The 12453-nt window shown below is 50.3% G+C and carries 12 protein-coding genes; 3 read left to right on the forward strand and 9 right to left on the reverse strand.

Features of this window, described 5'->3' with window-relative positions; genetic code table 11:
- Positions 1–48: 48 nt before the first annotated feature.
- The 9 genes from rraB to nudF form a co-directional block, all read right to left on the reverse strand.
- Entirely contained in the window at positions 49–414 is a 366-nt protein-coding gene (rraB, locus tag AC5SV9_RS07725) for a ribonuclease E inhibitor RraB (protein ID WP_134059205.1), read from the reverse strand.
- A 4-nt stretch (positions 415–418) separates the two neighbouring features.
- Entirely contained in the window at positions 419–1168 is a 750-nt protein-coding gene (locus AC5SV9_RS07730; protein WP_475147771.1) for a 1-acylglycerol-3-phosphate O-acyltransferase, read from the reverse strand.
- A gap of 83 nt (positions 1169–1251) precedes the next feature.
- On the reverse strand, positions 1252–3540 hold the full coding sequence (gene parC / locus AC5SV9_RS07735) for a DNA topoisomerase IV subunit A (RefSeq protein ID WP_475147774.1): 2289 nt from the start codon (positions 3538–3540) through the stop codon (positions 1252–1254).
- A 3-nt stretch (positions 3541–3543) separates the two neighbouring features.
- The gene (locus AC5SV9_RS07740) at positions 3544–4950 is read right to left on the reverse strand and encodes a tetratricopeptide repeat protein (RefSeq protein WP_475147777.1); all 1407 of its coding nucleotides are present in this window, start codon (positions 4948–4950) and stop codon (positions 3544–3546) included.
- A 29-nt stretch (positions 4951–4979) separates the two neighbouring features.
- Entirely contained in the window at positions 4980–6875 is a 1896-nt protein-coding gene (gene parE / locus AC5SV9_RS07745) for a DNA topoisomerase IV subunit B (protein ID WP_226767785.1), read from the reverse strand.
- A gap of 35 nt (positions 6876–6910) precedes the next feature.
- Positions 6911–7483, reverse strand: a complete 573-nt coding sequence (locus tag AC5SV9_RS07750; protein ID WP_475147779.1) for a YqiA/YcfP family alpha/beta fold hydrolase — start codon at positions 7481–7483, stop codon at positions 6911–6913.
- A 20-nt stretch (positions 7484–7503) separates the two neighbouring features.
- On the reverse strand, positions 7504–8259 hold the full coding sequence (locus tag AC5SV9_RS07755; RefSeq protein ID WP_475147782.1) for a metallophosphoesterase family protein: 756 nt from the start codon (positions 8257–8259) through the stop codon (positions 7504–7506).
- Complete coding sequence (locus AC5SV9_RS07760; RefSeq protein WP_475147784.1) at positions 8259–8699, reverse strand: DUF1249 domain-containing protein; 441 nt, start codon at positions 8697–8699, stop codon at positions 8259–8261. The genes AC5SV9_RS07755 and AC5SV9_RS07760 overlap by 1 nt, the downstream gene beginning before the upstream one ends.
- 1 nt (position 8700) lies before the next feature.
- A complete protein-coding gene (nudF, locus tag AC5SV9_RS07765) occupies positions 8701–9336 on the reverse strand; it encodes an ADP-ribose diphosphatase (RefSeq protein ID WP_475147787.1) in 636 nt (211 codons plus the stop codon).
- A 119-nt stretch (positions 9337–9455) separates the two neighbouring features.
- Here nudF and tolC point away from each other — a divergent pair, with 119 nt between their 5' ends.
- From tolC to AC5SV9_RS07780, 3 genes are all read left to right on the forward strand, one after another.
- Positions 9456–10814 carry an outer membrane channel protein TolC gene (tolC, locus tag AC5SV9_RS07770; RefSeq protein WP_475147789.1) on the forward strand — a complete coding sequence of 453 codons (1359 nt, stop codon included), beginning with the start codon at positions 9456–9458 and terminating at the stop codon, positions 10812–10814.
- Positions 10815–10922: 108 nt separating this feature from the next.
- Positions 10923–11846: an LpxL/LpxP family Kdo(2)-lipid IV(A) lauroyl/palmitoleoyl acyltransferase gene (lpxL, locus tag AC5SV9_RS07775; RefSeq protein ID WP_475147790.1), complete on the forward strand. Its 924-nt coding sequence runs from the start codon at positions 10923–10925 to the stop codon at positions 11844–11846.
- 13 nt (positions 11847–11859) lie between these two features.
- A complete protein-coding gene (locus tag AC5SV9_RS07780; protein WP_475147793.1) occupies positions 11860–12447 on the forward strand; it encodes a TcpQ domain-containing protein in 588 nt (195 codons plus the stop codon).
- Positions 12448–12453: the final 6 nt, after the last annotated feature.

Genomic DNA, 12453 nt, shown 5'->3' on the forward strand with positions numbered 1-12453 from the left:
TCAATCAACAAAGAAAAAAGCCGCTTTACAGCGGCTTTTCAACAGGATTTATTCTTCGTCATCATATTCAACGTCATCGTCACCTTCGAAATAGGTGCCCCAGCCGTCGTATTCTACTTTATGTTTATGTGCCAACTCTTCAAGCTTAATCGCATCAGCAACAATACTGTCAGCATCCAGTGATTGCTCACGTATGGCATCAAACACCCAGGCGTTGCCGCCATCTTCAAACTCAACTTCTTCGGCATCGGTCACTTCATAGCCAAGCTTAAACAGCTCTACGGCCAGTTTTTCCAGCTTGGCAAAATCTTTGTCGTAGAAATGGTGCTCGATGGTGTAAAGCGCATCCGGATCGCTACCGTCTTCCAGTAACGCACCTATGGTGTCTTCAGTAAATTCCTGCCAGTTTTCCATAAAATTACTCTTTCGCTGCGATAGTGCTGGCAGTGTAGTCGTTGCCCAGTTCGCTATCAAGTAAAGCTATCTGCTGCTGCATCTGCTGGTGCATACTTTGTGCAAACTCCCGGATATTCATCTGCTCACGTGCTGGTAAGGCTACCGGTTCCATCAGCTGAATAATCACTTTGCCATTATTCCAGCGGTTCAGTTTAAACTGGCCGTGGGTGCTGCTCATACAGACCGGCACTAACGGCACAGCAGCTTCCAGCGCGATATGGAAAGCACCCATTTTAAATGGCAGTAAACCGCGGCCATAACTGCGTGTGCCTTCAGGAAACATCCACACCGATAAACGGTCACGGTTAATCCGTTCAGCCGCGGCCAGCATAGTGTTCAGTGCTTTGGATTTGTTGTTGCGGTCGATCAGAATATTACCGCTAAGCCAGTACAGCTGACCAAAAAACGGAATAAACTTAAGGCTTTTTTTGCCAATGGTAACTGTGCGTGGCTGCACACCATTACTGATGGTAAATAAATCCAGGTTATTCTGGTGGTTAGCAATATAAACATAAGGCTTGGCAGGGTCGATAGCGCTATCGCAGCGAACTTCTACACTAATGCCGAAAATACGTGACATCCAGCCGTACCAATGGGAAAAAATATAGACATTATTCGGGTGAAATGGCCGAACCAAACAAATCAGCAAACCTGCAACCGTACTGATAATGAAAAACAGCACCAATAAAATTAACCTTACTACCGCAATCACTGCTATCTCCGCTCTTCCACTATAGGTGGCTGTTGTCGCTGGCACAAAAAAGGCGCCTGAAAAAGGCGCCTAGTATAGCGGCTTTATTCGCTGCTGCTGGTTTGATCACTACCGCCGTCATTACCCTGACTAACCTGCACCTCATCAATGCGCTGCAGACCGCGTGGCAACTTATTGCCACGCCGGCCGCGCTCACCGTGATAATGCGCCAGATCGTCCGCTTTGAGCCCCAGCTTGCGCTTGCCAGCCACCAACGTTACGCTGCCGTCAGCCGGTACTATCGCCAGCTGACAGACATACTCTTCACGACTGGCAGCACGGGCCGAAGGAATAGACATCAGTTTATTACCCTTACCTTTGCTGAGCTTAGGTAAATCCGCGACCGGAAATACCAGCATGCGGCCTTCATTAGAAATACACAGTACCAAATCGGTATCCGGTTGCTTCACTACCACAGGCGGTAATACTTTTGCGCCTACCGGCAAACTCAGCACGGCTTTACCGGCTTTGTTACGGCTGAGTAAATCACTGTACTCGGCAACAAAGCCATAGCCGGCGTCACTGGCCAGCAGCAGGGCCTGTTTGTCATCACCTAGCAGCACATGCTCAAAACTCTCACCAGCAACCATAGCAAAACGGCCGCTTAAGGGCTCGCCCTGGCCGCGGGCGGACGGCAGTTCATGCGCTTCGGTGGCAAAACTACGGCCTGATGAATCAATAAATACTGCTTGCTGGTTTGAACGGCCACTGGCCATGGCTTTAAAGGCATCACCGGCTTTGTAACTCAACGCATTACCATCAACATCATGGCCTTTGGCACAGCGCACCCAGCCTTTTTCCGACAGCACCACAGTAACCGCCTCACTTGGCAACAGCTCTTTTTCACTCAGCGCTTTGGCTTCGCCGCGCACCACTATCGGGCTACGTCTGTCATCACCATATTTCTCAGCGTCAGAGAGCAGCTCGTCACGGATAAGCTTGGTCAGCTTTTTCTCTGAGCCAAGGATCGCCTGTAACTTATCACGCTCTTTAGCCAGCTCGTCCTGCTCGCCGCGGATTTTCATCTCTTCCAGCTTGGCTAAATGGCGTAATTTCAATTCCAGAATAGCTTCGGCCTGGCGTTCGGTAATGCCAAAGAATGACACTAACTCAGGTTTGGGCTCATCAAAAGTGCGGATAATACGGATCACATCATCAATGTTCAGAAAGGCTATTAATAAACCTTCCAATACATGCAACCGATCCAGTACCTTGTCTAAGCGGTATTGCAGGCGGCGGCGCATCGTATCGCGGCGGAAGGTCAGCCATTCCGTCAGGATTTCCAGCAGATTTTTTACCCGCGGCCGGTTATCCAGCCCAAGTATATTGATATTAACCCGGTAGCTTTTCTCCAGATCAGTGGTCGCAAACAGATGCTGCATCAGCTGTTCAACATCAATGCGGTTTGAACGCGGTACGATCACAATCCGGGTCGGGTTTTCATGATCCGACTCATCGCGTAAGTCACTGACCATAGGCAACTTTTTCGCCTGCATCTGGGCGGCGATCTGTTCCAGCACTTTGGCACCTGATGTTTGATGCGGCAAAGCGGTAATGACAATATCGCCATCTTCCTGCTGGTAAATAGCGCGCATTTTTACGCTGCCACGGCCGGTTTCGTAGATAGCGGCTAAGTCGGTTGCCGGGCTGATGATCTCGGCATCAGTCGGGTAGTCCGGCCCTTTTACGTACTGCATTAAATCCGTTACTGTGCTGTGCGGATTGTCCAGCAGCGCAGCACAGGCATGCGCCACTTCACGCGCGTTATGTGGCGGAATATCGGTTGCCATACCCACGGCAATACCGGTAATACCATTTAGCAGAATATGCGGTAAACGCGCTGGCAGCACTTTAGGCTCTTCCAGGGTGCCATCGAAGTTCGGCAGCCAGTCCGTCGTGCCGGAGCCCAGTTCAGACAGCAGCACTTCCGAAAAACGCGACAGCTTGGCTTCGGTATAACGCATTGCCGCAAACGATTTTGGGTCGTCCGGTGCCCCCCAGTTGCCCTGACCGTCAACCAGCGGATAACGGTAAGAAAATGGCTGAGCCATCAATACCATAGCTTCATAACACGCCGAATCGCCATGCGGGTGAAATTTACCCAACACATCACCGACTGTACGGGCCGACTTTTTGTACTTAGCCAGATGTGACAGCCCAAGCTCAGACATCGCATACACGATACGCCGCTGCACCGGTTTTAATCCGTCACCGATATGCGGTAAAGCCCTGTCCATAATGACGTACATGGAGTAATTTAAGTACGCCTCTTCAGTAAAACGTCGCAGCGGAAGCTGCTCTACACCGTCATACGAAATTACTGTTTCTGTCATAACTTATCCTGTCTGGCCGGATACATCTGCACCGGTCGCTGTATATTTAGATTTTTTGCGGGTGAGTTGCCATAACAGCAGGATCAGCAGCACCAAGGTGCTGCTGCCCAGCACCGCCAGCCATAAAAACTGTACCTGCCGGTCACGCTCTGCTTCTTTCAATCGCAAAGCTTTAAGTTCATTATCCTGCTCCAACAGGCGGTTTTGCTGAAGTTGCCGTTCATGATCAAAGCCAAGCCGCAGCTGCTCCAGCGCCAGCTCATTTTCTTTGTTGCGCACATCCTGAAACAGAAAAACAAAATCCGTTAACTGCTGATAAGCCCGCTGATACTCACCTTGCTCTGCCAACAACTGAGCTTTTAAGTACCAGACATTCAGCCGGGTTGGGCTATCTTCAGCCACACTTTCTTCCGTCAGTGCTTGCTCTGCCAGCACCACTTGCTGCATCGCCAGCGAGCTTTGATTCAGCTTCTGATAAATCAGTGCCTTTTCATAGTGATGCGTCGAAATATGCGACGTAGACTGTAGCTGAGGTAAATACTGCTCGGCTTTATCGATATAAGATAGCGCCGCCTCGCCGCTGCCGCTTTCGCTGCTGGTAATAGCCAGCCCCAGATAGGCATGGTACAGGTTCACCTTATCATCAGCCTGCAGACTTTTTTGCAGCATCCGATTATAGGTTTGCAGCGACAACTGATATTGTTCGAGATAACTGTAGGTACGGGCCTGGTTAAAAAGTACTGTGATTTGGTTTTTTTGCCAGCCCAATTGCTCATACTGCTCTAATGCCTCATTCAGCAGCTCAATCGCATCCTGTTCAAACGACAAAGAGGCGTACAAGAGCCCAAGTTCAGCATTTATTTCTGCCAGCAGTTCCGCATCTTTCAGTGGCTGAGCACGCTGATAAGTATCTTTAAGCAGCAGTAATGCCTGCTGCTCTTTATTTTGTGCACTGAGCACTGCTGCATGATTAATCTGCCCCAGCAAAACATGCTTTTCGTCATCGAGCAAAGTGGCCAGTTCCATGCCGTGCTGATAGTTTTGTAACGCCTGCTGGTATTGTGTTTGCATTTCCAGCGCAAAACCCAACTGATAAAGCAGGTCTACTTTTAACAGCGATGGTTCTTTACCCAGCAACGCCAACCCCTGCTCTGCGGCTTCCAGCTGTTCCTGATGCCGTCCCAGAGCCTTCATCAGCGCGGCCTGCTGATAGTACCAGTTTGCCTGTACCTCTGGCGTCAGGTTTGCCAGCTCAGAGCGATGCTGCTGCAGCAACTGCAACATTTGCTCAGGTTGTTGGTGTTTTTGCTCATCAACCTGCGCCAGCCAATCTGGCAGCGTAGTTGCAACGACAGTCTGACTCAACAGCATGCCGGTACAAAACATAATTGCCGATAAATGTTTGTTCACAGTCTGACGCCTTGTGCTGAATACTCTTGTTAAACCGTAAGGGCTGCTTTGTCGCCTTTTTGCTCCAGCCATTCACGCCGGTCGGTAGAGCGTTTTTTCGCCAGCAACATATCCATGATTTCCATGGTTTGGGTCACGTCATCTATCGTCAGCTGCACTAAGCGTCGGGTATTAGGATCCATGGTGGTTTCACGCAGTTGCAACGGGTTCATCTCACCCAAGCCTTTAAAACGCTGTACGTTTACTTTACCGCGTTTTTTCTCTGCTTCTATCCGGTCCAGAATGCCGTTTTTCTCATCCTCATCCAGCGCGTAATACACCTCTTTGCCGATATCAATGCGGTATAAAGGCGGCATGGCTACATAGACATGACCCGCTTCAACCAGATTACGGAAATGGCGCATAAACAAGGCGCATAACAAGGTGGCAATGTGCAGACCATCTGAGTCCGCATCTGCCAGAATACAGATTTTACCGTAGCGCAATGCAGTTAAATCGTCGCTGTCCGGGTCCATACCGATGGCAACGGAAATGTCATGCACTTCCTGCGACGCCAGAATTTGGCCGGACTCCACTTCCCAGGTATTCAGAATTTTACCGCGCAGTGGCATAACAGCCTGAAACTCGCGGTCGCGTGCCTGTTTGGCACTGCCGCCTGCCGAGTCGCCTTCTACCAGAAACAGCTCGGTCTGGTTTAAATCCTGTGACGAGCAATCAGCCAGCTTGCCGGGCAAGGCCGGGCCCGACGTCACTTTTTTCCGTACGACTTTTTTGGCCGCTTTTAAGCGCTTTTGCGCGTTGTTAATACAAAAGTCTGCCAGGCTTTCTGCAATATCGGTGTGCTCGTTCAGCCACAAACTAAACGCATCTTTTACAATGCCCGACACAAAAGCGGCTGACTGACGCGACGACAAGCGCTCTTTGGTCTGGCCGGCAAATTGTGGATCCTGCATTTTTAGCGACAGGATATAAGCACAGCGGTCCCAGATATCTTCTGCTGACAGCTTGATGCCACGTGGCAACAGGTTGCGGAACTCACAAAATTCACGCAACGCTTCAAGTAAGCCCTGGCGCAAACCATTGACATGAGTACCACCCTGAGCCGTTGGGATCAGGTTGACATAGCTTTCGGTCACCAGCTCGCCGCCCTCTGGCAGCCATAACAATGCCCATTCCACAGCTTCAGTGCTGGCACTGAAACTGCCGACAAATGGTTTTTCCGGCAGGCAAACATAATCTTTAACTGACTCGGCCAGATAATCTTTAATGCCAGCCTGATAGCACCACTGGTACTGCTGCTGGTTTACTTTGTCATCAAAACTGACGGTCAGCCCCGGACACAATACGGCTTTGGCTTTTAAGACATGCAGCAGGCGGCTGACCGAGAATTTGGCAGAATCGAAGTAAGATGCTGTTGGCCAGAATCGCACCCGGGTACCGGTATTGCGTTTACCCACAGTGCCGGTGATGCTCAGCTCTGACACTTTATTGCCATGTTCAAACGCCATTTCATACACATTACCGTCGCGACGCACGGTGACATCAACGCGGCTCGACAAGGCGTTAACCACCGAAATACCTACACCATGCAGGCCGCCGGAGAATTGGTAGTTCTTGTTGGAGAACTTACCCCCGGCGTGCAAACGGCAAAAAATCAGCTCTACGCCGGTAACGCCCTCTTCCGGGTGAATGTCTACCGGCATACCACGGCCGTTATCAATTACTTCAAGTGACTGATCATCATGCAAAATAACCTGTACTGCATCGGCATGCCCTGCCAGCGCTTCATCGACACTGTTGTCGATAACTTCTTGCCCTAAATGGTTTGGCCGGCTGGTATCGGTATACATTCCGGGGCGACGCTGCACGGGTTCAAGCCCGGTCAGCACTTCAATCGAATCGGCATTGTATTGTTGTGATGTCATAGTCTCGGTCACTGGCTGATAGGATTAAGCGCGTTTTACGCAAGTTGGCAAAAGTTGGCAATAGCCTCCAGCTCGCTGGCATAGCCAACATAACTGTGATCACCACCTTCGCTCAGTTTTATGGTTGCACCTTTATAGTATTCAAGCGCAAGACGGTAATCTAACACTTCATCGCCGCTTTGCAACAACAGCAGGTAATTCTCAGGCTTTTGCAACGTTATTGGCATCATCTGCTGCAGCTGGCTCATTTGCGCACCGGTAACATCAAAGTGCTGTTGCAACACCGGGTGATAATAACGGCCCAGGTGTTTATCCAATACCGTGTGCGGCGCCACAGCCGGGTTAATCAAACAGGCCCGGCAATCAATTTGTTCAGCAATACAGGTTGCCAGAAAGCCGCCCAATGAGCTGCCTATCAGCGCAACATCACGCTGTGGCCCTATTTGCTGCCTGATAAGGTTAAGCGCTGCCGCCGGTTCGTAAGGCAGATCCAGCGCTACATAGTCAATATGCGGATAATGCTGGCGGAAATACGCCGTAGTCTGCTGCGCTTTTTCTGACAGCGACGAGCTGGCAAAACCATGTAAATAGAGTATTTTACTGTTCATATTCTGTCTTGTTGTCATGTTTACAGCCGCCGAAACTGCCAGCTGACCTCGCCATCGGCACTAAAGAACCAATCGCACCACTGGGGCCCGTCATTTACAGTATGCCAGTATGGTAGCGGTGAAAACTGCACGGAACTGGCCGGACAGCCTACCACATTAATGCCCTGCTCCTGCCGCTGATAGGCATAATGCGCATGGCCGTGTGCAATTCCCCTGATCTGAGGGTGTGCTTTAATGCTACACCAAAGCGCCGTTTGATCCTGCTGACCGTGTTTATCTATAAAACAGTTAAGCGGCACAGGGTGATGATGGCAAAACAGCCAGATATTGGCTTGTGTACTGTCGCGGCATTGCTGTGCTAACCATTGCTGCTGTGCCTTGGGAAATATACCGGCCGGCGTTTCCCCCTTGGTGTTTAACAATAAAAGTTGCCAGCCATTTAGCTGTAAGCTTAGTTCGGCACAAAAAGGTGGAGCGGCACAGAGCTGGCTTAGCATGGTTTCATCATCATGATTACCCGGCGTTACAAATACCGGGCACTGTAATCCCTGCATAAGCTCAGCCAGCAGGTGGTATGACGCTTCGCTGTGATCCTGTGTTAAATCGCCGGTTAAGATTACCGCATCAGGCAGCTCTGTTTGCAACTGCCTGATTATGGCAGCCAGATGCTTTGCAGGTTGCACCTGCTGATAGTAACCGTCTGCACTTTGTAATAAGTGGCAATCGGTGACCTGCACCAGCCGGTAGGCGTTTTTCGGGCTGAACACATACTGCATTAACCGAACACCAGCTCCCGGTTAATGTAACCCTGACCAGCGCAGAGTTTCAGCCAGTCACGCAGTAACATATTGATTTGCCTTTTTTCATCCGGTAACAACATGTCCAGATTAGGGTAATCGTAGCGAGCTTTAAAACGGCTGATATGCTGGCAGGCCAGCACTTCGGCTACCTGGGCATCATGATATAACCGCACGACAAAATGCGGCCGGAAAAAATGTTGCTGCTCATCCAGCAGTTCTATCTGCAGCGTGGTGGTAAAACGGGCCACCTCACTGACACTGATACAATAGCGATGCTGCGCAGATACCTGAATGACCGTTGACTGTCCCTGATGGGTACCGTCAGACAAATAGCGGTTCAACTGCGCGTAATTACGTTCACACAGAGCGAGAAAATCCGGTAATTGTGGTACATATTTACGGCGCTTAAACCACACTTCAGGCTCCCCAGGCGTGTTTTACTTTATCCAGATTAAGAGCCAGCCATTGCAATGCAATGACACTGGCGGCGTTATCGATTTTTTGCTGTTCCAGCAGTTGCATTGCCACAGTACGGGGCACCAGATGCACTTTAATGTCTTCCTGCTCATCAGCCAAACCGAAGATACCCTGCTGCACCGGCGCGGTAACCTGGCCTAAAAACAGTTGTATTCGCTCCGTTGTACCGCCCGGGCTCGATAAGTAGCTAAGCATAGGCCAAAGTTCGCCTATTGTTAACCCGGCTTCTTCCTGCGCTTCACGCCGTGCGACCTGTTCAGCACTTTCGCCTGGCTCGATCATGCCGGCTATCGCTTCCAGCAGCCATGGGCTTTGCCCCCCGCTGCCGGCACCGACTCTGAACTGTTCAATAAGCACTAGCTCATCGGTTTGCGCGTTGTAGGGTAACACGACAACAGCGTGGCCACGTTCAAATACTTCGCGCTTTACCGTGCCACTCCAACCACCGTTGAACAGCTTATGCCGCAATGTATATTGTTCTAAGCGGAAAAAACCCTGAAAAACCGTGCTTTTGTCGAGAATCTCCAGATCCTGCGGCCCAAATGAAGGATACTGGCTGATATTGTATTTAGACATAACTGCACTCACATTCTGTTACACTCTTGCGTGCAACTTTACCGTTTAATGATTACGAAGTTTACCGTAACAGAGTATTATTCGTGCAGTTTCCTTTTATCTGACCAGGATTGGTAGAAATGAAAAAAACCTTAATCAGTACCTTGTTAGCCTCTTCTTTCGGTTTGTTCAGCCTGCAGATTGCTGCAGCGGACCTGCAGGAAATATATCAGTTAGCCACGCAAAAAGATCCGCAGCTGTTAAAAGCAGTCGCCACTCGCAATGCCGCCAAAGAGGGCATCGATGTTTCTAAAGCCAGCTTACTGCCTCAGGTTAATTTAACCGCAGGTTACAGCAAAACCTGGTCTGAAAGCCCTGAATTTCTGGAAGACGGTATTGTGATTGTTGATGGCGATAGCAAAGGCTGGAATGCAAGGGTTGCCGTATCACAGTCAGTCTTTGACTGGACCAACTGGGAAAACCTGAACACGGCAGAAAAGCGTGCCTTACAAAGCCAGACCAATCTGGATGCTGCATCGCAAGAGCTGATTGTCCGTGTATCACAAGCCTATTTTAATGTGTTAAAAGCAGGTGACGATTTAGGTTTTGCTGAAGCGGAAAAACGCTCTATCGAGCGCCAGCTGGAGCAAACCAAACAGCGCTTTGCCGTAGGTTTAACAGCGATTACTGATGTGCATGAAGCCCAGGCGCAGTTTGATAGTGCCGTCGCCCGTGAAATTACCGCGCAAAACGCGCTGGAAACCGCCCGCGAAGCACTGCGTGAAATTACCGGTCAGTATCATGCTGAACTGGCGACGCTAAATACCGACAAATTTTCTACTCAAACACCTTCACCGGCCAGTGCTGACGAATGGGTTAAACTGGCAGAAGAGAAAAACCTTAGCCTGAAGGCAAACAAACTGGCGCTGGAAATTGCGCAGAATGATATTGATTTAGCAGCAGCAGGGCACTATCCAACAGTGACATTAGATGGATACTACAACACCTCTGACAGCGAATCTGAAAATACCTTAAATGGTGTCACGCGTTCTTCTAACACACCCCGGCTTGATAGTAAGCAAATTGCATTAAACCTGCGTGTGCCGTTATACAGTGGTGGTGCTACCACGGCCCGTACTGCTGTAGCCCGCGCTAACTATGTCGCTGCAGGCCAGGATCTGGAACTAAGCTACCGTACCGCAGTGCGTCAGGTTCGCAGCTCGTTCAACGATATCAATGCGAACATTGCAACGATCCGGGCGCTTGAGCAAGCCGTTATTTCTGCTGAAAGTGCGTTAAATGCCACTGAAGCCGGTTTTGAAGTCGGCACCCGTACCATCGTTGACGTGCTGCTGAGTACCCGTAACCTGTTTGAAGCACGCCGCAACTTATCCGGTGCCCGCTACAACTACGTTATTGCTATTCTGGCACTGAAACAGGCAGCCGGTAACCTGTCAGAACAGGATCTGGCGGGTATTAACCAGGCCCTGACTAACTAATCTGCGTTAAGGTTCATCGCGTCTGCGGTGAACCTCTTACCAGTTTCTGCTATCGCCCCCGCCATTTTTCGCTACAATAGCGCTTTCATTTTTTGCTGAGGATATCGCGTGGTTCAGGCTCCGCAGTTTAGCTGGCGCTTTTTGTTGCCGAATTATTGGTTGTTGTGGCTTGGCGCAGCGTTGCTTTATCTCATCAGCTGGCTGCCTTATAGCGTGTTGATGACGTTAGGAGCGGGCTTTGGCCGCTTGCTATACAAAGTGCTGAAATCCCGCCGCAAAGTAGCGCAGCGCAATATTGAGCTGTGCTTTCCTGATATGCCTGCTGCCGAGCAAACCGCTCTGGTAAAAAGTAACTTTGAAGAAACCGGCCGGGCGCTGTTTGATACGGTGATTGGCTGGTGGTGGCCCACCTGGCGGATCAGGAAACTGGCAAATTTTAAAGGCTATGAGCATATTGAACAGGCACTGGCTGCAGGCAAAGGTGTATTACTGCTGGCGCCGCATGTTCTGCACCTGGAGGGCGTATGCCGTGCTTTTGGCCTGACCCACCCCAGCGTCGGCTTTTACCGGCCGCACAACAACCCACTGTTGGACTATCTGACCTACCATGGCCGCAGTAAAAGCAATAAATATATGATTGGTAAGCGTGATGTGAAAGGGCTTATCCGCGCACTGAACCAGCAGGAAGTGTGCTTTTACCTGCCCGATCAGGATTACGGCCGCAACAAAGCTGAATTTGTACCATTTTTTGCCGTAAAAGATACCGCGACCACGACCGGTACCTTATTATTTGCCAACGCTGCCAATTGTGATGTGATACCGGTTATCACCAGGCGCTTACCGGGCAGTCAGGGATACGAAATTGAAGTTCAACCCAAACTGGCACCTTTTCCGACCGGCGATGTGAAAGCCGACGTCACCCGGGTGAATCAATGGGTAGAGCAAGTTGTGTTGCGGGCGCCGGAGCAATATATGTGGCTTCACCGCCGTTTTAAAACCAGGCCCGATGAAAATGCGCCGTCTTTGTATTAAAGGAGTCTGATAAATGTGGTTCTGGATCCGTAACCTGAGTTTACTGGTCATTTTGGGGGCCTTTGCCTATGCCATTTTCACCAAGCCGGATTTTCTGATCCGTAAAGATTCTGCCAACATCGCGGCTGAGGGCTTCAGCGATTTTTACTCAAAAATACGCGGCTCTATTGCCGACGGTGCAAAAGAGTTGTCAAAGTTCAAGATATCGCTGCCTGATACCAGTGATCGTTTGACCCAGCAGCTGCAGCAACGCGCTAATGTCGTGGTGCCGGGTGAAGCAAACTGGCGCGGCCAGGTAACTGACCGCCGGTTTCGCGAAGGCGATACGGTGAAAACTAAACTGACCGAGTATTCGCAGGCAGAAGGCATAGCCCTGTTCTGGACCTTACCCCGCGACTATGTGGTAAAGCAGTATTTTCAGACTGACACGACGCTGATTGAGACGATCTATGAAGTTGCAGTGGCGATAGCACCGGATTTTGAGTCACCGGTAATGGCGTATTACTGTCCGCGTGAACGGGCGGCAGTGATCACCGACAAAGCCAATGACCATCTGCAAAAGAATTGTATGACAGCCGATACCCAGCCGAAACAGCAATAGTGACCG

This window comes from Rheinheimera sp. ATLC3 (assembly GCF_059429535.1).

Excerpts from the sequence above, each read along its gene's own strand:
- rraB (WP_134059205.1), bottom strand. The coding sequence starts at position 414 with ATGGAAAACTGGCAGGAATTTACTGAAGACACCATAGGTGCGTTACTG.
- parC (WP_475147774.1), bottom strand. The coding sequence starts at position 3,540 with ATGACAGAAACAGTAATTTCGTATGACGGTGTAGAGCAGCTTCCGCTG.
- parE (WP_226767785.1), bottom strand. The coding sequence starts at position 6,875 with ATGACATCACAACAATACAATGCCGATTCGATTGAAGTGCTGACCGGG.
- AC5SV9_RS07750 (WP_475147779.1), bottom strand. The coding sequence starts at position 7,483 with ATGAACAGTAAAATACTCTATTTACATGGTTTTGCCAGCTCGTCGCTG.
- AC5SV9_RS07755 (WP_475147782.1), bottom strand. The coding sequence starts at position 8,259 with ATGCAGTATGTGTTCAGCCCGAAAAACGCCTACCGGCTGGTGCAGGTC.
- nudF (WP_475147787.1), bottom strand. The coding sequence starts at position 9,336 with ATGTCTAAATACAATATCAGCCAGTATCCTTCATTTGGGCCGCAGGAT.
- tolC (WP_475147789.1), top strand. The coding sequence starts at position 9,456 with ATGAAAAAAACCTTAATCAGTACCTTGTTAGCCTCTTCTTTCGGTTTG.
- AC5SV9_RS07780 (WP_475147793.1), top strand. The coding sequence starts at position 11,860 with ATGTGGTTCTGGATCCGTAACCTGAGTTTACTGGTCATTTTGGGGGCC.